19 protein-coding genes and 1 tRNA gene are annotated in these 22,283 nt (G+C 58.7%); 7 read left to right on the top strand and 13 right to left on the bottom strand.

Annotation, left to right across the window (positions count from 1 at the left end; translation table 11 throughout):
* Positions 1 to 583 precede the first annotated feature (583 nt).
* The 8 genes from LJ738_RS17410 to rpmH form a co-directional block, all read right to left on the bottom strand.
* Positions 584 to 1,927 carry a serine hydrolase gene (locus LJ738_RS17410; protein ID WP_227787638.1) on the bottom strand — a complete coding sequence of 448 codons (1,344 nt, stop codon included), beginning with the start codon at positions 1,925 to 1,927 and terminating at the stop codon, positions 584 to 586.
* Positions 1,928 to 1,995: 68 nt separating this feature from the next.
* On the bottom strand, positions 1,996 to 3,258 hold the full coding sequence (locus tag LJ738_RS17405) for a hypothetical protein (RefSeq protein WP_227787637.1): 1,263 nt from the start codon (positions 3,256 to 3,258) through the stop codon (positions 1,996 to 1,998).
* A gap of 63 nt (positions 3,259 to 3,321) precedes the next feature.
* A complete protein-coding gene (locus tag LJ738_RS17400) occupies positions 3,322 to 4,662 on the bottom strand; it encodes an APC family permease (protein WP_227787636.1) in 1,341 nt (446 codons plus the stop codon).
* Between the two features lie 147 nt (positions 4,663 to 4,809).
* On the bottom strand, positions 4,810 to 5,337 hold the full coding sequence (locus LJ738_RS17395) for a DUF2480 family protein (RefSeq protein WP_227787635.1): 528 nt from the start codon (positions 5,335 to 5,337) through the stop codon (positions 4,810 to 4,812).
* A gap of 59 nt (positions 5,338 to 5,396) precedes the next feature.
* Positions 5,397 to 6,095: a tRNA (adenosine(37)-N6)-threonylcarbamoyltransferase complex dimerization subunit type 1 TsaB gene (gene tsaB, locus LJ738_RS17390; protein ID WP_227787634.1), complete on the bottom strand. Its 699-nt coding sequence runs from the start codon at positions 6,093 to 6,095 to the stop codon at positions 5,397 to 5,399.
* 60 nt (positions 6,096 to 6,155) lie between these two features.
* Positions 6,156 to 7,850: a S41 family peptidase gene (locus LJ738_RS17385; RefSeq protein ID WP_227787633.1), complete on the bottom strand. Its 1,695-nt coding sequence runs from the start codon at positions 7,848 to 7,850 to the stop codon at positions 6,156 to 6,158.
* 27 nt (positions 7,851 to 7,877) lie between these two features.
* Positions 7,878 to 8,366 carry a ribonuclease P protein component gene (locus LJ738_RS17380; RefSeq protein ID WP_227787632.1) on the bottom strand — a complete coding sequence of 163 codons (489 nt, stop codon included), beginning with the start codon at positions 8,364 to 8,366 and terminating at the stop codon, positions 7,878 to 7,880.
* Positions 8,367 to 8,409: 43 nt separating this feature from the next.
* Complete coding sequence (gene rpmH / locus LJ738_RS17375; protein ID WP_046246180.1) at positions 8,410 to 8,568, bottom strand: 50S ribosomal protein L34; 159 nt, start codon at positions 8,566 to 8,568, stop codon at positions 8,410 to 8,412.
* 129 nt (positions 8,569 to 8,697) lie between these two features.
* Here rpmH and LJ738_RS17370 point away from each other — a divergent pair, with 129 nt between their 5' ends.
* Entirely contained in the window at positions 8,698 to 10,431 is a 1,734-nt protein-coding gene (locus tag LJ738_RS17370; protein WP_227787631.1) for a M61 family metallopeptidase, read from the top strand.
* Between the two features lie 72 nt (positions 10,432 to 10,503).
* On the opposite strand, the gene LJ738_RS17365 is transcribed toward LJ738_RS17370, so the two are convergent.
* The 3 genes from LJ738_RS17365 to LJ738_RS17355 form a co-directional block, all read right to left on the bottom strand.
* Complete coding sequence (locus LJ738_RS17365; RefSeq protein ID WP_227787630.1) at positions 10,504 to 10,755, bottom strand: hypothetical protein; 252 nt, start codon at positions 10,753 to 10,755, stop codon at positions 10,504 to 10,506.
* 83 nt (positions 10,756 to 10,838) lie between these two features.
* Positions 10,839 to 11,777 (bottom strand): PfkB family carbohydrate kinase, encoded by a 939-nt coding sequence (locus tag LJ738_RS17360; RefSeq protein WP_227787629.1) that lies wholly within the window; start codon positions 11,775 to 11,777, stop codon positions 10,839 to 10,841.
* Between the two features lie 158 nt (positions 11,778 to 11,935).
* A tRNA-His gene (locus LJ738_RS17355) sits at positions 11,936 to 12,009 on the bottom strand.
* Between the two features lie 255 nt (positions 12,010 to 12,264).
* On the opposite strand from LJ738_RS17355, the gene LJ738_RS17350 reads away from it, so the two are divergent.
* Entirely contained in the window at positions 12,265 to 13,677 is a 1,413-nt protein-coding gene (locus LJ738_RS17350; RefSeq protein WP_227787628.1) for a DEAD/DEAH box helicase, read from the top strand.
* A gap of 117 nt (positions 13,678 to 13,794) precedes the next feature.
* On the opposite strand, the gene LJ738_RS17345 is transcribed toward LJ738_RS17350, so the two are convergent.
* Together LJ738_RS17345 and upp are read right to left on the bottom strand one after the other, a co-directional pair.
* A complete protein-coding gene (locus LJ738_RS17345; protein WP_227787627.1) occupies positions 13,795 to 14,163 on the bottom strand; it encodes a hypothetical protein in 369 nt (122 codons plus the stop codon).
* Positions 14,164 to 14,495: 332 nt separating this feature from the next.
* Positions 14,496 to 15,215: a uracil phosphoribosyltransferase gene (gene upp / locus LJ738_RS17340; RefSeq protein WP_227787626.1), complete on the bottom strand. Its 720-nt coding sequence runs from the start codon at positions 15,213 to 15,215 to the stop codon at positions 14,496 to 14,498.
* 271 nt (positions 15,216 to 15,486) lie between these two features.
* On the opposite strand from upp, the gene LJ738_RS17335 reads away from it, so the two are divergent.
* The 5 genes from LJ738_RS17335 (at position 15,487) to LJ738_RS17315 (ending at position 22,277) form a co-directional block, all read left to right on the top strand.
* Positions 15,487 to 17,487 carry a capsule assembly Wzi family protein gene (locus LJ738_RS17335; RefSeq protein ID WP_227787625.1) on the top strand — a complete coding sequence of 667 codons (2,001 nt, stop codon included), beginning with the start codon at positions 15,487 to 15,489 and terminating at the stop codon, positions 17,485 to 17,487.
* 72 nt (positions 17,488 to 17,559) lie between these two features.
* Positions 17,560 to 19,404 carry an ABC transporter ATP-binding protein gene (locus LJ738_RS17330; protein ID WP_227787624.1) on the top strand — a complete coding sequence of 615 codons (1,845 nt, stop codon included), beginning with the start codon at positions 17,560 to 17,562 and terminating at the stop codon, positions 19,402 to 19,404.
* Between the two features lie 112 nt (positions 19,405 to 19,516).
* On the top strand, positions 19,517 to 20,023 hold the full coding sequence (locus LJ738_RS17325; RefSeq protein ID WP_227787623.1) for a hypothetical protein: 507 nt from the start codon (positions 19,517 to 19,519) through the stop codon (positions 20,021 to 20,023).
* Positions 20,024 to 20,072: 49 nt separating this feature from the next.
* Complete coding sequence (lpcA, locus tag LJ738_RS17320) at positions 20,073 to 20,663, top strand: D-sedoheptulose 7-phosphate isomerase (protein WP_227787622.1); 591 nt, start codon at positions 20,073 to 20,075, stop codon at positions 20,661 to 20,663.
* A gap of 78 nt (positions 20,664 to 20,741) precedes the next feature.
* The gene (locus LJ738_RS17315) at positions 20,742 to 22,277 is read left to right on the top strand and encodes a YifB family Mg chelatase-like AAA ATPase (RefSeq protein ID WP_068189070.1); all 1,536 of its coding nucleotides are present in this window, start codon (positions 20,742 to 20,744) and stop codon (positions 22,275 to 22,277) included.
* The last annotated feature ends 6 nt before the right edge of the window (positions 22,278 to 22,283 follow it).

Below are 22,283 nucleotides of genomic sequence, written 5' to 3'. Positions count from 1 at the left end.
TATTCAATGTTACGTTTGGTTGTCAACTTGCCGAAGCAAGTCTTACCATTTGTCTTTTCCAAGCATTCAAAGAACGTGTATCGCGCCCAGTTGGCATGATAGTGTGGCCCTGCGGCCGGTGTCTCTCTTTCCGTTTCCCCCGTCTCTTTCGATTTGGGAGTGCAAAGGTAAGAAGAAGTTTTGAATTGTCAAGCTTTCGTAGGAAGTTTTTAAATTTTTTCCTGTTTCGCTTTTCAACTCTTTCCGCCTCCTATCGAAGCGGGCTGCAAAGGTACGGCACTTTTTTCGGCTTTTGCAACGTCTTTCGAAAATAACTTTTCTAGGACTTTGCTCAGGCAGCACGAGAGGTAAGACAAGCAAACCGTTCATGAAGTTCCGCAGCTTTCAATTTTTCTTCGAGAGCTTTTGCTTTTGAAGACCCGATGTCCGTTTGACGATTTGGGACTGCAAAAGTAGCGGATTTTTTCGGGGCAGAAAAGAGCTGCGCTAATGTTTTCACTCACCAGAGCACGGAGCAGAGGCTTTTCGTCGGAGGGCCGTTTAGGAATCAGTTACTTACCAACGTCAATTTCTTTGAGATTTTTTAACGTGTCGGCTCAGATGCGAAGAACTCGGCCAGGTTGGGGTGGAACTGGTGGGGCCGCTGGGCTTCGTATTGCTGGATTGAGCGACCGAGTTGGGCTAAAAATGGCAAGCCAATGGAGTCGTATTCGTAGGCACCGTCATTGATAATGCCATCGCGGTTGACGTACAGCACAGCGCTGAGCATGAATTCGGACTGGTGCAGGGAATCGGCGAAGTAGGAGACGTCAGCTAAGTAGCCGTGTGACATGCCTACTATATTATAGATGTGTAAGGCGGATTGGCGAGTAACGTCGGGGTTGCGACCGTAGTAGAGGTACTTCTTATAGGCGTCGAAGTAGCGTGAGCGGGCGTAGGGATGGAACCCGGACTCATGCGGCGTGGCGTGGAGGTAACGGCGAAGGAAGGCGTAGTCGGTCGGTGTCAGGTTAAACCGCTGGCTTAGGGGAACGGAGGCCGGGAACAGAATGCTTTGAAGCATGGCCGTGATATCGGCCAGCGGGAGATGGTTGGCAGTTGTGAAATCGTAGGGCTCGGGGACGATGCGGCCACCGGCCTGGTGGGCGCGGCCTTTGAGGACACGGCCGAGAGGGCTGTTGTAGGGAACTGGATTGACTTTGGCGGGCTCCTTATATAAAGTATCGCCTTGACGGGTGTGAAAGCTGATGGGATTGGTGTAGCGATTGGCAGTGGTATCGCAGGGAGCGAAGCGGCGGGTGATGCGGACGTTGGGATAACCAAGCTGGGCGAGGCGGTCGTTGAGGGGGCGCTGGCCCAGGAATTCGTAGAGGCGGTTGTAGGCTAGATTATCACTCACTAGGAGCATTCGTTTGATGTAGTTGCCGACGGTGGTGGCTTGGTCGGAATCGGCAGGGGCAGTGAACCGGACGGTGGTTTGGCAGCGGAAGGCGGTGCCGGTAGCCATAATGGTGTGGCGACTTACTCCGGGCTTATTGAGCTGATTCAGTTTTTCGAGGGCAAGAGCAGTCACCGGTAGCTTAACCAAACTGGCGGGGTTGAAGTACTGGCGCGGGTTGAGGTGGTAGGTGTGGGGGGTGAATGTTGGGCGGTTTTGAGCGTCGCGGTTGATTTGGGTATAGATAATCTGGAGCTCGTAGGTATCGGGGCGGGCTATTACTTGAGCTAGCTGCGGATTGGCGTGGAGCAGGCTATCCAGTAAGGGCGAGTTGGTGGAAGGTGCGTTTTTATTCCACGTCTGTTTACTAAAGAGAGGAGGTACCAGACGCGTGGTAGAGGCTTGAGCTGCCAAAGCGGCAATGAGAAGCGTGATGGCCACTCCTATTATATAGTACCGATAAGTGCGTAACTGATAGGGCAATTTCATAGCAGCCAAGAATAAAGAAGGGCCGTGGTGTTGCCACCACGGCCCTGGGAGGCAGTTTTTATGGGAGACTAGTCGGCCAATGGGATAAGGCGGCGGGCCAGGAGGAGATTGGAGTCGGTCTGGCGCCAGTTGTAGCCGGTGCCGAAGGGCAGGGCTTTGGGACGATGGAGAGTGTCGGTGTAGGCGGCGGTGAGCTCGGGCTGATAATGCTTGGCGAACAGGTTGATGGGGCGCTTGTAGGTGCCGTAGTAATTGAACTGCCAGGCGCCTTTTTGGAAGAACTTCATGGCGATACCCGAGTCATCCTGCAGGATGTAGCGGCTGTGGCGCAGTACCAAGCGGCGAACCTCACTAAAGTAGAGCTTGTGCATGAGATACGTGGCCGACTTGACGTAGGTGGTCAGCGGGCCCAGGGAACGCACGAACTGGATGGGGGCCGGCTTGACTTGCAGGCCGTGGTTGCTGAGGTCGGTGGAGAAGTAATAGACGGTCTTGGGCTGGCCGTCGGGGCCGCGCAGCTTCATTTCTACGCCGGGCACCGATTTCGGATGCGCGGCTTGGGTGGTATCGGTGGGCGCATCGGTGAGCTGGCCGCTGGCATCAAGCTGCACGGGACGGATGGCCGTGATTAGATTGCCGGTGCGCGCGGCGAAGAGCATCATCAGCGGCAGGGCGCCGTCGAGCTCTACCGACTTCAGGTCCACGGCCATGTCGTTGGTGCGGAAAAAGCTGAAGTTGAGCACCGACCACAGCGAAGCCTTGACGGCGGGAAACAGCTTGGGGTTTTCTAAAGAAGCGCGGGCCGGCACACTGCCCACGGGCTCGAGGCCCATCAGCACGTAGGTCTGGCTGGTGGGGAACATCGTGAAGACGTTCAGAAAATCGGGGCCGCTGAAGGGGTAGAAGATGGTGGGACTGCTGCGGTGCACTTCGTCCAGCTCGGTACTGGCCCACTTGGTCATGCTGGTGGTGTGGGTGGCGCGGTATTTAGCCCAACTTTTGTCCTGGTCCGCAGCAAAGGCCTGCCAGGCGGGCTGCTCGGCAAGCTTGGTCAGGTCGCTGTGCTGGCTGGGGCGCTGGCCGCCGAGGAAAGACGCGACGTCCTGGGCGTAGGCGGTATCCGGCGCGGTAAGCCGGTTGGGGCGCGGGGCTGCCGGTGCTGGTGTAGCAGGTTTGGTGGAATCTATGGCAGCGGCCGTGGAAGCCATGGTTTCTTCGGCGGCAGGAGCAGTTTTAGAAACCGTTTCGGTCTTAGTGTTCGACTCGGAGCAAGCGGTGAGCAGAAGCAAAGCGGCCGGCAGGAACCGAAGCGCAGCGGTGCGGGGATACATTATATAGTAGTGTATTAAAAACAACCGGCATCAGAGAATGAAGCCGGCAGATGATGCCGCAAGTTACGGCAGGGCTTTAGCCTTGGGCACCGGCACGGGGCGAGCAGTGCGCATGGCCAGGAAATACACCAGCAGTCCCACGCCCAAAGTGGCCAGGCCGTAGAGGGATTCAGTGGGCTTGTCGCGCAGAATAAACGCCAGCGTCCAGCCACTCAAGCCCAGAAAAACGAGGGGCGTGATGGGGTAGCCCCACGCGCGGTACGGGCGCTCCAAGTCCGGCCGGCGCCACCGGAGGACAAACAGGCCCAGCACGGTGAGGAACGTAAATAGGTTGAGCACAAAGCCCGCGTAAACCAATACTTCTTTGAAGCTAGGCTTGAGCACAAAGGCCAAGGTAATGACCGTTTGGAGCAGGAGCGCCCGCACGGGGATGCCGGCGCGGCTGCGCGGAGCCAACCAGCGCAAGGCCGGGATATCCTCCCCCATCGTTTGGACGATGCGGGGGCCGGCAAAAATCATCGAGCTAATGGTGGAAACGAGCAGGGCCGCGATTACACCGCCCATCAGCCGACCACCAAAAGGGCCAAAAAGCGAAGTAGCTGCTACAAAGCCCACCTCTACCTGCCCGCTCAGCCCAGCTAGCGGTGTGGAGCGGAGAAACACATAGTTGAGCCCAACATATAGAAGAAGCACGACGGCGGTACCGGCCAGCAGGATGCGCGACAGGTTGCGTTTGGGGTTTTCAATTTCGCCGGTGACGTACACTGCGGCGTTCCAACCGGAATAGGCGTAGCTCACATAAACCAGCGAAACGGCAAAAGTTGGGCTAAGCATCGCCTGCCAACCAGCGTCATCGGGTAGAAAGCTTAGGGGCTGCCCCTCTCCTACTACCATACCAGCGCCGATGAAAACCACCAGCACCACCACTTTCAGGGCGGTAATAATTACCTGCATTCGGCTACCGATGCGGGTACTGCTGCCGTGAACGACGGTTAGAAGGAGCACGACGGCTACCGAAAGCCAGGTGGGCTGCAGCGTGGGAAACAGGCTCTTGGCGTATTCGCCCAGCGCTAAAGCGGCCAGGGCCGTGGGCGCCGCGAAGCCGACGGTAGCCGACACCCAACCCGATAGGAAACCCAGCGCGGGGTGGTAAATCTGGCTCAGGTAATGGTACTCGCCGCCCGAACGGGGCATGGCAGCGGCCAGTTCGCCATAGCACACGGCTCCACAAAGCGCAATCAGCCCCCCAACTAGCCACAGCATCAGTAGCGCGAAGCCGCTTTGAATGCCCATCACCTGAAATCCCAGGCTGGTAAAAACGCCCGTGCCCACCATGTTGGCGATGACGATGGCCGCACCGGTGAGGAAGGCGATTTTGTAAGGAGCGTTGAGCGAAGAAGGCATACTGAGGAACTTAACTCCTCAAAGATGCGGGCATCTGGCGGGATTGCTGGTCAGTAAGCCCTGTGGGTAGCCTTCGCATTGCTGATGCAACAGCTGCTTGAGATGGATTTATAGCGCCACGTAGCGTTAGAAATTGCCCGTTTTAGCTCAAGCTGGCTCGCTACTTACTTTGGGCTTTTTATAAAGGGGCACGGTGCTGCACGGTTCCCCGTACATGATGCTGCTGGCCACGGGAAGAAGCTTTTGCATGATGGCGACGTAGGCGTAAGTGGGCACGGGCACGTTGCCGCAGCCTTTCACTACTACTTTAGCATCGCGGTATTCTTCCGAATCGATGGTGGCAATGGCTTCCTGAAACAAGGCTTGCTCCAACGCATCCAGATTGCCGAACACGTAGCGGTGGGCGTGGTTTTGCAGTTTCGTGGCAAGCAGCATGTAGGCCCAAGTGGGCACGATGGCATCAGCCGAGCAGATGATGGCCACGTTCTTGCCGTCGTATTGCGTCCAATCGTTGGTTTTGATGAACTCGCGGAAATCCTTTTCGCGCAGAATGAGCCCGTGGAATAGGTTTTCCTTGATGTCGTACACCACCCGCTCGCCGGGATGGATGAATTCTTCCAGATTCAGGGTAACGAGGCCGCTATTGGCGACGCGGTTGACGAAGAGGGGTTCCATGCTCGTGGGTAGTTAGTGCCTATCGAAGCAGGCAGCATCATGCTTTCGATGACGGGCTGCTACTTGCCTTTCGGCGTAGTGGTGTATACTTCTTTTAAATAAAACGGCTCGTAATAAGCCACGTTCTGGAATTCCTGGCGGTGGTACGCAGCTACGGCCAGCGCCCCTACCGATACGGCCGAGGGCTCGATGCCCGTCAGAAAACCGGCTTGGGGATGCTCGCCCAGCAGCGCCTGAAACTTTGTGGCACCGTGGCCAAAGAATAACACCGGATGGCGGGCCAATTGTTCGGCCAGCGTGTCGGCCTCCAGCAGAAGTGGCGTTGGCGCCAGCACTTCCTCCCCATCGTGGGTATAGAGGGCGGCGTAAACTTCCATGCGCCGGGCATCCAGCATGGGGCAATACAGAAAATTCTCGGGTGAAGCGGTGCCCGCGGCTACTTGGGCTGCCAGCGCGCGCAGCGTGCTAATGGCTATCAAAGGAATATCCAACGCAAAGCACAAGCCCTTGGCCGCGGCGCCACCAATGCGGAGGCCAGTGTAGGAACCCGGGCCGTCGCTCACGGCGATGGCGGCGAGGTCGCTCAACTGGTGGCCCGTATTGGCGAGTAACTGCTCAATTAAGACGGTGAGGTGGGTGGAGTGCGACTTATCAAGGCGCAGCTCAGATTGGCCGACCAGGGTGGCATCGGCTACGCGGTGCAGGGCGACGGAGCAAACCGGAGACGAAGTTTCGAGCGAAAGGAGGAGCGTCGGCATTTAGATTGACACAAAAAAGCAGACCCTTCTAGAGTCTGCTTTTTGTTTGGTTGAGCAAAATTACTTCGTCCCGGCCGACTTTCTAGCGCTGGCGGCCTGACCAGTGGGCTTAAGCAAAGCCGCGTACCGGTTGGGGTCGTTGAGCACCGACACAGCGGCGATGATGTTGGGGTCGTCGTCGAAGCCCGCTTCGGTGCGGCCTTTCTCGAAATAGTAGCGCGACACAATTTCCTGCTCCAGCAACTCCTTGATTTCGGGCTTGAAGCGCTGCAGGTCGTTGGCTTTGTTCACCGTTACTTTCTTGCGAATGGATTCGAGCTCGGCTTTTACGTCGTCGTAGTGCTTCTCTTCCTTTACCTTCTTGCCAAGGTCGGCGAGGGCTTTTTCGGCGTCGGTGCTGTAGCTGAGGTTCTTGCCCTGCAGATAGGTCACGAACTTCTGGTAATCGGTATCGGACAAATGGAAAGCACGGGCCGGCGGAATCGTAGTATGCTCGGCGCGGAAACGCGTAGCGTAGTCGAAGAGGTAGCTTTTCTGGAGCAAGGTGCGCGTGATGTCCGCGATTTCGCGGTCCTGCACTTCAATATCCGGAGCTACGCCGCCGCCGTCGTACACGGTACGGCCCGCAGTGGTCTTGAAAGCGGTGCGCAAGGAGTCCGGAAATTTACCGAGCGACCCGTCGTCGGCGCGGTGGGCATAGTCTATTTCCTGAATGCAGCGGCCGCTGGGGATGTAGTATTTGGCGGTAGTCACCTTCAGCTGCGAGTTGTAGCTCAACGGGCGGGTGGCTTGCACCAAGCCTTTGCCAAAGGTGCGCTCCCCTACTAGCACGGCGCGGTCGTAGTCCTGCAATACGCCCGATACGATTTCGGAAGCCGAAGCCGAGCGATTGGAGGTGATGATGGCCAGCGGAATCTGGGTATCGAGCGGCTGGTCGAGCGCTTTATATGTTTTGTTCCACTCCGTCACCTTGCCCTTGGTGCTCACCACGTCCAGGCCTTTGTCGATGAAGAGGTTGGAAATGTTCACCGCTTCGTTGAGCAAGCCGCCGGGGTTGTCGCGGATGTCGAACACGATTTTCTTCGCGCCCTGCTCTTTAAGCTTGGTGACAGCGGCGCGCACTTCCCGGCCAGCATCTACCGTGAAGCCCCCGAGCTGGAAGTAGCCCACATCGCCGGTTATCATGCCGATGTAGGGCACGTTGTCCACCTGAATTTTATCGCGGGTGATGTCGATTGCCACCGGCTTTTCCTGCCCGTAGCGCGTCACCATCAGCTTTACCACCGAATTGGCCTGGCCCTTAAGGAGCTTGCTGATATCGGAGTTGCTCTTTTTATCGACCACCACGCCGTTGATGTCGAGGATTTCGTCGCCGGGGAGCAGGCCGGCTTTCTGGGCCGGGTAGCCTTCATAGGCGGCTTGCACTACAGTCTTGCCGTTGCGCTTCACCACCGATGCCCCAATGCCGCCGTACTGCCCGGTGGTCATGGTGCGGAAGTCTTCGATATCGTCCTCCGGAATGTAGTTGGTGTAAGGGTCAAGCGAGCGCAGCATGCCGTCGATGCCCGTTTTCACCAGCTTGGCGGGCGTTATCTCGTCCACGTAATAGGTATTCACCTCCTTAAACAAGGTGACGAAGATGTCCAGGTTTTTGGCAATCTCGAAGTACCGCTCGTTGTCGGAAGCAGCCCGGAACGACACGAGGCCCAACGTACCTACGGCCAGGGTAGCGAGTAGTTTTTTACGGATAGTCATAAAAATACAGGTAGCAAGTAGGCGAATCTACGGGGCGGGTGGCGGAGCGGATGCTCGCACCGTTGTGCCTGATAAACGATGGATTGCGGAAATTAATTTTTTTTCCACCAACGATAGAGGACTTTTTTCCTTACCCGTGAAGATAATACCTAGAAGAGCGACTTGATGCCCGCCGGGTTGCTCCACTAACCGATATTTATTGAGCCGATACGCCTCCCGAATGAGCCGCTTGAGGCGGTTGCGGTCGACGGCCCTCTTGAATGTGCGCTTGCTCACGCTGATGAGCACCTGGGGCGGCGCGGCTGTGGGCGCCGGGCTAGCCACCCACACTATGCGCAGGGGATAAACGCCAAAAGAGGAACCCTGCTTGCTAAAAAGCTCTTCGATGAGCTTCTTGCGACACAGGTGTTCCTCTTTCGGGAAGGTATAGCGCCGGGAAGGCGCTGCTCCGGTAACCCCAGCCCCCGGCTCCTTCTCCGGAGGAGAGGGCAAGCCCGGCGATTGTGGTTCTTGCATAAAGTGAGCTATTAGCTAACAGCTTTCAGCTAATAGCCTACTGCTAGCGCTTGTGCTTGCCTTCGTCGGATACGGTGAGGCGCTTGCGGCCTTTGGCGCGACGGCGGGCCAGCACGTTACGGCCGTTGGCGGTTTCCATGCGGAGACGGAAGCCGTGCTTGTTAACACGCTTGCGCTTCGAAGGCTGATAGGTACGTTTCATGGTAAGTCTAGTTTCGAGTTGGGCCGGCAAAGGTACGGGCTTTCTCTGGAAAAGGCAAGGTCCTCAGACACTTTTACCGGCAATAGGCGTGCTCGCAGTAGCTTTAGCCACTTTTACACCCATTCGGCGATGATTCACTACCGCGTTTCCTTTGAGAATCCCCTCACGTTTTACCTCCAAATTGAGCTGACGCTGGACGTAGCCGCCGATGCCACCGCGCCGCTGGAGCTGCAACTGCCGGCCTGGCGCCCGGGCCGCTACGAGCTGCAGAATTTTGCCCAGAAGATTCACAAAGTCGAGGTGTTTGACGCGGCCAGCGGCCAGCCCCTCCCCTACGGCAAGCTCACCAAAGACCGCTGGGAAATAGCTAACGTGGCCGGCCGCACGGTGCGGGTGCGCTACAACTTCTACGCCCACCAGATGGACGCCGGCGGCTCCTGGCTCGACGAGTCGCAGCTGTACCTGAACCCCGTGCAGGCCTTCATGTACGTGGAAGACCGCCAGCAGGAAGCCTGCGACCTGACCCTGGCCATTCCCGAAGGCTGGCAAATAGCCTGCGGCCTCCCGCAAACCGCCCCAAATGTGCTAACGGCGCAGGATTTCGACCAGCTGGCTGACTCGCCGCTCATTGCCAGCCCCACGCTGACGCACCGGCAGTACGAGGCCGGGGGGCTGCCCTTCCACGTGTGGGTGCAGGGTGAGGCCGAGCTGAACTGGCCGCAGCTGCTGGCCGATTTCAAGGCTTTTTCGGAAGAGCAGCTGCGGCTATTCGGCGGCTTCCCGGTGGCCGATTATCACTTCCTGAACCAGTTTTTGCCCTACAAGCACTACCACGGTGTGGAGCACAACAACTCGACGGTGATTACGCTGGGCCCGGCCGAGCTGATTATGAGCGAGGGCCTGTACAAGGAATTGCTGGGCGTGAGCTGCCACGAGCTGTTCCACACCTGGAACATCAAGAGCATCCGGCCAGCCGAGATGCAGCCCTACGACTACAGCCGCGAAAACTACTTCCGCACCTGCTTCATCGCCGAAGGCATCACGACCTACTACGGCGAATACCTGCTGGCCCGCAGCCACGTGCGCACGCCAGCTCAATATTTTGAGGAGCTGAACACGGTATTGCGCAAGCACTACGACGACGCTGGCGGCGAAAACCTCTCGCTGGCCGACGCCTCCATGGACCTCTGGCTCGACGGCTACAAGTCGGGGGTGCCCGACCGCAAGGTGTCGGTGTACCACAAGGGCGCGCTTGCGGCACTCATCCTGGACTTGACGCTGCGGCAGCTTTCCGGCCACGCCCGCAGCCTCGACGACGTGATGCGGCGGCTGTACGAGGAGTTTGGCAAAACCGGCATTGGCTACACCGAGGCCGACTACATCAGGATTGTAAACGAGGTGGCCGGGCGCGACATGCACGCGTACTTCGACAAGTTTATCTACGGCACCGCGCCGCTCACCGAGCCCTTGGATAAGCTGCTGCACACGGTGGGCTGCCAGCTGCTGATGGCCGAAAACGGCTCGGCTTCGGAAGGCACATTCGGCTTCCGCACGGTGGTGAAGAACGAACGGACGGAGGTGACGGCGATTTGGCCCAATTCGCCTGCGGCCGCGGCCCTGACGGTGGACGACGAAATTGTGGCCGTCAACGGTCGCCGCGTCGACATGAACCTGCAGTCCTTGCTCAACAACGGCGCTCCGAGCTACGAAGTCGCGGTGTTTCGCCAAAACCGCTTGCTCACGGTGCAGCTGGCGGCGGTGCCGGGCCTCAGCTTTGGCCAGCGCTATGCGGTAGACAAGCTGGAAACGGCCAGCCCAACGCAGCAGGAAAGCTTCAGCCACTGGTTGGGCTGGAATTTTTAGAGAATCATTACACCAATAAAAAAAGCCCTGCCAATTGAATTGGCAGGGCTTTTTTTATTGAATTCAGTTTAATTAGTCCCCTTTTTTGCCGGGACCTTTGCCGCCATCCACCGACATGGGGCGGTTGCCCTGGGGGTTGTTGCGGATGGGTGTAGTCTTGCGCGGCTCGTTGCCGTGGCTGTTGCCATCGGTAGTGTTGCCGTGGGTCGAAACGTTGCTTACGTTGGGAGCTTGCACTTGCGTGCTCTTCTTTTTCGTATTAGCCGCTGGGTTTACGGACGTTTTTTCGTTCTGTAGGTCGGAATCTTTTTTAGCGAGTCCCATGGCGTTAAAAGGTTAATTGTGGAGGAGTATAAGTTGTACCCTTCCGCCGCCAAAAAGTTGCCCACCCGACCGAAAACTACAGCTTAGCCTACGTTGGCCAAAGCAGTAGCCGGCACCACTTTCACCAGCTCGGCAAACAGGGCCTCGCGGGCCTCCACTTCCTCGGCCGTGAGGTTGAGCAGGCGCTCGGTGCCAAATTTCTCGACGCAGAACGACGCCATGGCCGAGCCGTGAATCACCGCGCGCTTCATGTTTTCGAAGCTGATGTCGTCGGTCGCGGCCAAGTGGCCGATGAAGCCGCCCGCGAACGTGTCGCCGGCGCCGGTGGGGTCAAACACTTCTTCCAGCGGCAATGCGGGCGCGTAGAACACCTTGTTTTTGTGGAAGAGCAGGGCGCCGTGCTCGCCTTTCTTGATGATGAGAAATTTCGGCCCCATGGCCATGATTTTCTTGGCGGCCTTCACCAGCGAATACTCGCCGCTGAGCTGGCGGGCTTCCTCGTCGTTGATGCTGAGCACGTCTACCATTTCGATGGTGGCGGTCAGCTCTTCCAGGGCAATGTCCATCCAGAAGTTCATGGTGTCCATCACAATCAGCTTGGGCCGATTGACGAGGCGCTGGATAACCAAGCGCTGCACCTGCGGCGCCAGGTTGCCGAGCATCAGGTACTTGCAATCCTGGTAGCTGTCGGGGATGATGGGGTCGAAATCGGCCAGCACGTTGAGCTCCGTCACCAAGGTTTCGCGCGAGTTAAGGTCCCGCGAATACTTGCCCGACCAGAAAAATGACTTCTCGCCCTGCTTCACCTGCAGGCCTTCCACGTCCACGCCGTGCTCTTCAAGGAGCATGATGTCGGACTGCGGAAAGTCCTCGCCAACAACAGCTACCAATTTCACGGGCTTTAGCGAATAAGAAGCCGAAAGGCCGATAAACGTGGCAGCACCACCGATGATTTTGTCGGTTTTGCCGAAGGGCGTTTCGATGGCGTCGAATGCAACGCTGCCGATGACGAGTAGACTCATGTATTTAATGGTTAGGGTGTTGTCGATTTAAATTGATACTGATTGAACGGCTGAGTGCTGGGCCAAGGCCAACTTCCGCACCGCAATCACACTACAACGTTCGGCAATTAAAAAAAAAGTCCCCGGAAATCTCCGGGGACTTAATTAATTAATTAATGGGTAAATAATGGGGCTCGAACCCACGACCTTCGGAATCACAATCCGACGCTCTAACCAGCTGAGCTATATCTACCGTGTTGGTTTTGGTGGTGCAAAGATAGAAAAGGAAGCGGGATTGGGCAAAAAAAGTTCTGAGGGAGGTTCATTTGATGGCTCAACTGCATAGCAACCGTCATGCTGAGCTTGCCGAAGCATCTCGCGTGCCGTAACTAAACCAATGGTTCAATGATGCGAGCGAGATGCTTCGGCAAGCTCAGCATGACGGCATTTTTGCGCAAGGTTGTGTCGGGGCAAAGCCTCTCCGCTTCAAAAACCCGACCTTTGCAGAATGGAACCCAATACCACCCCATCGTTCAACGATTTTAAACTCAACAAACAACTTCTTTCGGCAGTAGCTGATGCTGGCTTTACCGAGCCCACGCCGGTGCAGCAGCAGACCATTCCGCTGCTGTTGGCCGGGCACGACGTGCTGGGCATCGCCCAAACCGGCACCGGCAAAACCGCTGCCTTTGGCCTGCCCCTGCTGATGAAGGCCAAATATGCCCAGGGCATCAATCCCCGGGCCCTGGTGCTGGCTCCCACGCGGGAGCTGGCCATCCAGATTGAAACGCACCTGAAGGCGCTGGCCGTGAATACCGACCTGCGGATTTTCGCCATCTACGGCGGCCTGGGGCCGAAAACGCAGATTGAAACCATTGCCCAGGGCGTCGATGTGCTCATCGCCACGCCGGGCCGGCTGATGGAAATCTACCTGAAGGGCGACTTGGTGCTGCGGGAGCTGAAAACCTTCGTGATGGACGAGGCCGACAAGATGATGGATATGGGCTTCATGCCCCAGATTCGGCGCATTCTAGAGATTATTCCGCGCAAGCGGCAGAACGTGCTGTTCTCGGCCACCATGCCGGAGCGCGTGAGCTTGCTGAGCGAGGAATTCCTGGAATTCCCGGTGCGCGTGGAAGTGAGCCCACCGGCCAAAACGGCTTCTACAGTAACCCAGACGCTCTATCAGGCGCCCAACCTGCTCACGAAAATCAACCTGCTCAATTTCCTGCTGCACCGCGACGCTGAGACCATGACGCGGGTGCTGCTCTTTACCCGTACCAAGGAGCACGCCGACCAAGTGGCCCACTTTCTGGAGCGCAAGGCACCCGCCGGCGAGGTGCGCGTGATTCACGGCAACAAGGGTCAGAACGCCCGCATGAACAGCATGGACGCCTTCCGGGCCGGCGAAGTGCGCTACATGGTGGCCACCGACGTGGCCGCGCGGGGCATCGACGTGCCCCAGGTAACGCACGTTATCAACTTCGACGTGCCCATTGTGCACGACGACTACGTGCACCGCATCGGCCGCACGGGCCGGGCGCAGCACATCGGGGCGGCCATCACCTTTGCCAACGAGGCGGAGATGGTGCACATTGGCGAGATTGAGACCCTTATCAATCAAACCATTGAGGTGCTGCCGCTGCCCGAAGAAGTTACCATCGAGGAGACGCCTTTTGAAGAGCAGCAGAAGATGGGCCGCGAGCTCGACGAGCGCCGCAAGAAGCTGGACCCCACTTTCCAGGGTGCTTTCCACGAGAAGAAAGAGTGGATTAAGCCGGGCGTGACCATCGACAAGCGCACCGGCAAGCCATTTCAGGAGGGCAAGAAAAAGAGCTCCAAAGGCTCCAAGGCCAACGTGGGCAAAAAAGGCGGCTCGGCTCCGGGTGTGAAAGCCATTAAGGCACGAAAGCGGCGGTAGCCATACCGGCTAAAATAAAAATTGACCTACCCGCCCAACTCCATGCCTAGTGTAGAGCTGAGCGGGTAGGTCAATTTTGTTTGGTACTGTAGTGGCCGAGGCTTTTGCTGCCAGGCGCTAGTGATGATGGTGTATCATGTGCCCGAAGTGCACGCTGATAAATGTGAGGGCACAGCCCCAGAACACCGCGCTCCAAAGCATGTGGAGCAAGATGCGCCCTCGTGGTACGCCCAGCAGCGTCGCGATGACGGTGCCGCCAATGGGGGTGAGCAGCAACGGGGTAAGGAAGGCAATGCCCCCCATCCCAAACTTGCGGAACACCTTGATAATGTTGCGCGAGCGTTTCGTAAAGATGGGCTCGCGTCGCAGGCGTCGCTGCTTCTGCCGGTGCTGCATCCAGACGCGACCGATGCCTGAGAAGATGAACACACTGGTCATCATGCCGGCCACGGTGAGGCCCATCGTGGGCCAGAAGTGCAGTCCCATAGAAGTGCCGGCCAGTGGGCCGCCCAAAAACTTGACCGTGCTCAACAAGAACACAGACGCGCATTTAACGGCGGGATGGAGCAAAACGAGGAGAAAAAGCAGGCGGTGAAGAGTAAAAAACAAAGCGGGGTGGACGCTTTGCAAAGATACCAAGTTTAAAGAGGGAGGGTTCCATAAACGCCGCTTGCAGGCCGCTTATTATGCTGTTTGGCCCAACCTAAACGGTAGCACACAGCCCAAATCCAACCTTATGGCCGGCCTGAAATCTTCATCCTTACCAGCCCAACTCTTGGGCTGAGCTAGTTGAGCTACTCGCTAAGCGGTGGCTTGAGCTAGAGCTTGCTGCCGTAGGAGAGGTCGCCCGCGTCGCCGAGGCCGGGCACGATGTAGGCGTGCTCGTTCAGGCGCTCGTCGATGGCGGCCACCCACAGGTTGGCTTCGGGAATTTCGCGGGCTACATACGCCAGGCCCTCGGGCGAGGCAATAACGGCGGCGATGTGCACCTGCCGCGGCATGCCGAAGCGAAGCATGGCCCGGTAGGTTTGCACGAGGCTTTTGCCGGTGGCCAGCATGGGGTCGGCCAGAATCAGTACCCGCTCGTCGAGGCTGGGCGCCGACAGGTAATCGACCTGCACCTGCACCTGGGCCGTGCCCTCAATGCGGTAGGCCGCCACAAAGGCGCTGGGCGACTGGTCGAAATAGTTGAGGAAGCCCTGGTGAAACGGCAGGCCGGCGCGCAGCACAGTGGCCAGAATGGGAAAGTCGTGCAGCAGCTTGCCGCGAGTTTCGGCCAGCGGTGTCTGAATGGTTTGCTCGGTGTAGCTGAGGTGGGCGCTGATGCGGTAGGCAATGATTTCGCCCAGGCGCTGGAGGTTGCGGCGGAAGCGGAGGCTGTCTTTTTGCACCTCTTTGTCGCGTAGCTCGGCCAGAAAATGGTTGGCGATGCTGGGCTCGGCACACACAACGTGCACATGGGCCAGGGCGTCGACCGTGTCGGTAGCGGCGGGCACGGCCGCGGCAGAAGGTGCGGTAGGAAGTGGGGGTTTGGCCATGCTGCAAAAAGGGAAAGGAGGTGGAGCCAGGAATATTAACCCTGCTGTGGCCCCGAAGTTGGCACAAAAACCGGCGGCAGGCAAGAAATACCCGGTGTCGGGCCTGCTTCGGCACCGGTTTGGGGTGGCCCAATGGGCCCTCCTGGCGACGGGCCACAGAGGCTCAGCTTATCCGTACCAACGGCTTGCTGCGTAGGTTTGTTAAGAAATTGCCGCTCTTGACTTTCGTTTGGTCGTGCCGTTTCGCTTTTATTGAGAACTATCGGTATTTATGCATAAAGCTCTGCTTCTTTCTTCTGTGCTGGCGCTGCTGACGGGCTCCCTGGCCGCCCAAACCGTGCCTACAGTGCCTCCTACGGTACCTGCTGAGCCTTCGGCACCAAGTACGGCACCCGCTACCCCAGCTGCTCCCGCGAAGGAGGAAAAATCGCCGTGGTTGATTTTCGACCAACCGCTTGATAGCGTGCCGCCCACACGGAGCAAAGCAGCTCGGGAGCGGCCGCTGCGCGATAAGCCAGCGCGCACGGCCGCACCGCGGCAAAAGAGCGTTTCGGGCAATAACACAAAATCCACGCAGGGAGCCAACTACGTGCCGCTCGACCCCGACACGTACCGCCTCATTGACCGGTACGCCATCAAGTTCGGCTCCGACTCGCTGCACGACCCGCACACCAGCTCGCGGCCTTATACCCGCGCCGGCGTGGCCCGGCTCGCCGAGCGCATGCTCTCGGCCGACAGCGCCCAGGCCTACCGCACGGGCAGCCTCTCCCGCGCCGACCGGTTCAATGCCCAATACCTGCTGAAAGACAATTGGGCTAACTCTGCGCAAGGGGCCGAGGTGAACCAGAGTGCCAGCCCTTTCCTGAACTACTTCTACCGCAACCAAACCGATTTATACCACGTCGAGTCGCCTGATTTTACGCTGCGCGTGAACCCTGTGCTGCTGCTGCAAGCCGGCAAGGATACCGAGCTGAGCGGGCTGCGGTTTGTAAACACGCGGGGCGTGCAGCTGGAAGGCACCATTGACCAAAAGCTGGGCTTCTATACTTTCCTGACCGACAACCAGCAGGCGGTGCCCGGCTACGTGCAGGACCGGATTCTGCGCGACGACATTGTGCCGCACGAAGGCTTCAAAAAGAACTTTAAAAACCAGGCCGACCAATACGACTTCTTCACGGCCCGCGGGGGCATTACCTACGCGGCCAGCAAGCACATCAACGTGCAGCTGGCCCATGACCGCAACTTCATCGGCAATGGCTACCGCTCGCTGATTCTCTCCGATTACAGCGCCCCGTACTTCTTCCTGAAGATTAATACCCGGGTCTGGAAATTCAACTACCAGAACCTGTTTGCCGAGCTCACCGCCGAGCGCAAAAATCAGGACCAGGTGTACCCGAAGAAGTACCTGGCGCTGCACCACCTCAGCTTCGACGTGACGCCCAATTTCAACATCGGCGTGTTTGAGAGCACAGTGCTGGGCGGCCGCGGCATCGACAGCACCATTGTGAACGGGCGCGTGGTGAACCAGCGCGGGGGCTTCGAGCTACAGTACCTGAACCCGGTGATTTTCTACCGGGCAGTGGAGCAGAACGTGGGCTCGGCCGATAACGCCATTCTTGGGCTGGATTTCAAGTGGAACGTGCTGCACACCGCTCAGCTCTACGGCCAAGTAGTGCTCGATGAGTTTAAAATAAGCGAGGTGCGCGCCGGCAACGGCTGGTGGGCCAACAAGCAAGCCGTGCAGCTGGGTGCCAAGTACATCGACGTGGCCGGCCTGCGCAACCTCGACCTGCAGGTGGAGTTCAACTACATCCGGCCCTATACCTACCAGCACGCCGACAGCTACACCAACTACCAGCATTACCAGCAGCCCCTCGCCCACCCCATGGGCGCCAACCTGGCCGAGATACTGGGCGTGCTCAGCTACCAGCCCCTGCCCCGCCTGATGCTGGTGGGCAAGGCCTTCTATTCGGAGCAAGGCCTCGACGTCAACAATGCGGACCTCAACGGCTTCAACTTTGGCGGCAACGTGCTCAAATCGTACAACACCCGCGTGAGTGAATACGGCAACAAAGTAGCTCAAGGCAACAAAAGCCGCCTGCTGCACGCCGATTTCACGGCCACGTACCAGCCGCGACTGAACCTGTTTCTCGACGCCAAGCTGATTGCGCGCAACCAGACCTACACCCGCACCCCCGCCCTCAACGGCAACGAAGTATATGCCTCGCTGGCCCTGCGCTGGAACATTGCCCAGCGCTTACATGAATTTTAATCAATACCCGGACGGCTGGTTGAAGTAATCTACAACTCAAGGCGCCCTTAGCTATGCACGCCGCCCTTATCCATGAAGACTTATTTACGCATCCTTAGCTACGCCCGGCCTTACGCAGACTTCCTGCCGCTATACCTGCTTTATACGGTTCTGGGTATCTTTTTCAGCATTGGCAACTTCGCGCTCATCATTCCGCTGCTGAACGTGCTGTTTGACAAGACCGGCAAGGTGCAGGTGAAGGCGCCGACCCACCTGCCGGATTTTGCGCTCACACTTGACTACATCACCAATACTTTCAACTACTACTTTGCCCAGGTGATTGCCGAGCACGGCAAGCTGGGCGCGCTGCTCTTTGTGTGCCTGGTGCTAGTGGTGTCGGTGTTTTTCAGCAACGTGTTCCGGTACCTGAGCTTGCGGCTGGTGGCCCGGGTGCGGTCGCGCGTTATCCGCAACCTGCGCCGCGCGTTGTACCACCGCATCATGCGGCTGGAGTTGGGCTACTTCGCCAACGAGCGCAAGGGCGACCTGATGTCGCGCTTTACCAACGACGTGCAGGAGGTGGAAATTTCGGTGGTGAACACGCTCACGGCCGTTATCCGCGAGCCGCTCACCATTGTGGCCTACTTCGCGGTGCTGTTTTACATGTCGCTCAAGCTCACGCTGTTCACGCTGTTGCTATTGCCTATTTCGGGCGGCATCATTGCGGGCCTGGCCAAGCGCCTGCGCCAGCAGGCCAAAACCAGCCAGAAGACGCTGGGCTCCATGCTCTCCGTGATTGATGAGACCCTGGGCGGCATTCGGGTGGTGAAAGCCTTTAATGCGGAGGAATACATAACGGGCAAGTTTGAAGCCCAGAACGACCAATACGCGAGCACCTCGCGGCGTATCGACAACATCCGTGACCTGGCCTCGCCCTTCTCGGAGTTTGCCGGGGTGCTGGTGGTGGCCGGGCTGCTGTACTTCGGCGGCTCGCTGATATTGGGCGGGCAGTCGGACCTGGAAGGGGCTTCGTTTATCACGTACATCGTGCTGTTTTCGCAGGTGCTCACGCCAGCCAAGGCGCTGTCGTCGTCGTTTGGCAACATCCAGCGCGGGCTGGTGGCCGGCGAGCGGGTGCTTAGCATCATCGACACGGAGCCCGCCATTCGGGACCGGCCGGGCGCCACCACCCTGCCGCCGTTCGAGCGCGAAATCGAGTTCCAGAACCTGCAGTTCAGCTACGGCGACACGCCGGTGCTCTACGATGTCAACCTGAAGATTCGCAAGGGCAGCACTGTGGCGCTGGTGGGCTCGAGCGGGGGCGGCAAAAGCACGCTGGCCGACCTGCTGCCGCGCTTCTATGACCCCAGCGGCGGGCAGATTCTGATTGACGGCCACGACCTGCGCGCCTGCACGCTGCACTCGGTGCGCGACCAGATGGGCATCGTGACCCAGGAAAGCATTCTGTTTAACGACAGCATCCTCAACAACATCCGCTTCAACACCGAAGCCAGCGAGGCCGAAGTCATCGAAGCGGCCAAAATCGCCAATGCCCACGAGTTCATCCTGGCCAGCCCCGAGGGCTACCAGACCGTGATTGGTGACCGGGGCTCGCGCCTCTCGGGCGGGCAGCGGCAGCGGCTCAGCATTGCCCGCGCCATCTTGCGCAACCCGCCCATCCTCATTCTCGACGAAGCCACCTCGGCCCTCGATACCGAGAGCGAAAAGCTGGTGCAGGAAGCTCTGCAGCGCCTGATGCAAAACCGCACGTCCTTGGTCATTGCCCACCGCCTGAGCACGGTGCAGCACGCCGATGAAATCATTGTACTGCAGCACGGCCGCATCGTGGAGCGCGGCACCCACGACGAACTGGTGCGGCGCGAGGGCGGCGTATACCAGCGCCTCAGCTCCATGCAGACCAATGCCGCGCTGGTGTAAGCCCTCGCGAATGCCCTAGCACAGCGAAGTGTGCCCTTAATGCGTACACAAGGGCTACACCAAGCAGGAACTTGATGTACCTATCTTTCGGCCTTAACCAATCTTTTCCGCCATGCTCGCTCTAAAACGTATTGTCACCGTTGCAGTAATGATTTACTTGTTGCTGGCGCTGTTGTTCATTTTCGTCCCGGCGGTGCGCACTTCCGTCATGGGCATGGGCTCGGGCCTGTCGGCTCTGGAGCAGGAACGGCAGTTTTACTACACCCTGTTTGTGATAGGCGCCATTTTGCTGGCCCTGCACCTGGTCACCGAAAACCTCGACAGTGCCATCCTGCGCCGCTCGGTGAGCCAATACGAAGGCAAAATCAACGAGCTCAAAGCCAAGCTGTACGACCAGCAACAGCGCGCCACGGCGCCGGTGGTAGCTCAACCCAGCCGCACCGTCGACGGCCGCATTATTGATGGGTCCGTGGTGGAAACCGGCCCGGCCGGCACCGTGAGCACCACCGAAACCCGGACCACCGAAACGTACACGCCCGACCACCTGCCCCGCCCCACGTTTCCGCAGACCGACCCGAGCCTGCCCAATACCCCACCCGCCGAGCGGCCGCTGCTGTAACCAGCCGTTCGGCTCAGCCCAACTTAATTCAATACTGGATTTCCCTTAAGTGCCTGACTCCGCCCTGCTTCCTGACCTTATCCACGCCGAGCTAAGCGAGGCCCGCGCCGTACTCGACCGGTTTCTGAACGAGCCCGCCAACCTGGCGCGCATTGCCGAAGCGGCCGAGCTCATGGCCCACAGCCTGCGCAACGGCGGCAAAATCCTGACCTGCGGCAACGGCGGCAGCCTTTGCGATGCCCAGCACTTTGCCGAAGAGCTCAGCGGCCGCTACCGCCAGGACCGCCGCGCCATGGCCGCCATTGCCCTCACCGACGCCTCGCACATGACGTGCGTGGCCAATGACTACGGGTTCGAATTCGTCTTCAGCCGCTTTGTGCAGGCGCTGGGCCGGCCCGGCGATGTGCTGCTGGCCATCAGCACCAGCGGCAATTCGCCCAACGTGCTACGCGCCGCCGAAGCGGCCAAAGAAGCTGGCATGCTGGTCGTGTCGCTTACCGGCAAAGACGGCGGCCAGCTGGCCGGCATCAGCGACGTGGAAATCCGGGCGCCGCACGCGGGCTATGCCGATAGGATTCAGGAAATCCACATCAAGGCCATTCATATCCTGATTATGCTGATTGAAAAGCTGACGCTGTAGCGCCGGCTTTAAATTGCGCCGCTTTCCTTCTCTACCATCCGTTTTGATACTCTCCAACCAGCCGTTGGAGCCACCGTTATGCTCACCAAAACCTTCGGCTCGGCCGTGCAGGGCGTCAATGCCTATACCATTATTATTGAAGTGGTGGTTTCGGCCGGAACGGGTTTCAACGTGGTGGGCCTGCCGGATAATGCCATCAAGGAAAGCCAGCAGCGCATTGAAGCGGCTCTGAAGTTCCGGGGCTACCGCATGCCGCGCACCAAGGTGGTGGTGAACATGGCCCCGGCCGACATTCGCAAAGAAGGCGCCGCGTACGACTTGCCCATTGCCCTGGGCATTCTGCACGCGTCGCAACAGCTCAATTCGGAGCGGCTGAGCGAGTACATCATCATGGGCGAAATGTCGCTCGATGGGGAGCTGCGCCCAATAAAGGGCGTGCTGCCCATCGCTATTCAAGCGCGCAAAGAAGGCTTTAAGGGCATTATTCTGCCCAAGGAGAATGCGGAGGAAGCGGCCATCGTCAACAACCTGGACGTGATAGCCGTCGGGAGCATGCAGGATGCCATCGACTTCTTTGAAGGACGGTTGGACATCACGCCCACCACGATTGATACTCGTGACTTGTTCCAGCATTCGGTCAACAAATACTCCGCAGACTTTGCCGATGTGCAGGGCCAGGAAAACATCAAGCGGGCCTTAGAAATAGCCGCGGCCGGCGGCCACAACGTGATTATGATCGGGCCACCCGGCGCCGGCAAGACCATGCTGGCCAAGCGCCTGCCCAGCATCCTGCCGCCGCTGAGCATGCAGGAGGCCCTGGAAACCACCAAGATTCACTCCGTAGCGGGCAAGCTGGCCGGGGGCGGGCTGCTAAGCACGCGGCCCTTCCGGGCGCCGCACCACACCATTTCGGACGTGGCGCTTGTGGGTGGCGGCAGCAACCCGCAGCCGGGCGAAATCTCGCTCTCGCACAACGGCGTGCTGTTTCTGGACGAGCTGCCGGAGTTCAAGCGCACGGTGCTGGAGGTGATGCGCCAGCCGCTGGAAGAGCGCCGCGTCACGATTTCGCGAGCCAAAGTCAGCATAGAGTTCCCAGCCAACTTCATGCTCATTGCCAGCATGAACCCCTGCCCGTGTGGGTATTACAACCACCCAGAGAAAGAGTGCGTGTGCGGCCCCGGCGTGGTGCAAAAGTACCTGAACAAGGTATCGGGCCCGCTGCTCGACCGCATCGACCTGCACGTGGAAGTGACGCCCGTGACGTTTGACCAGATGACGGCGACGCGCAAGGCCGAAACCAGCGCCGACATTCAGCCTCGGGTAGACAAGGCCCGCCAGGTGCAGGAAACGCGTTTTAAGGATTACGCCGATATCCACTCCAACGCCATGATGCCGCCGCAGATGGTGAAGGACGTGTGCCAAATCAGCGAAGCGGGGCGCATGCTGCTGAAAACGGCCATGGAGCGCCTCGGCCTCTCGGCCCGCGCCTACGACCGTATTTTGAAAGTGGCCCGCACCATTGCCGACCTGGCCGGCACCGAAGAAATCCAGATTCAGCACCTGGCCGAAGCCATTCAATACCGCAGCCTCGACCGTGAGGGCTGGGCCGGATAACCCCCC

Origin of the sequence: Hymenobacter plasmatis, from assembly GCF_020711255.1 — a bacterium.
Taxonomy (GTDB): Bacteria; Bacteroidota; Bacteroidia; order Cytophagales; family Hymenobacteraceae; genus Hymenobacter.
Note: the sequence above shows the minus strand (reverse complement) of the source record. Positions and strands in the feature narration are given on the sequence as shown.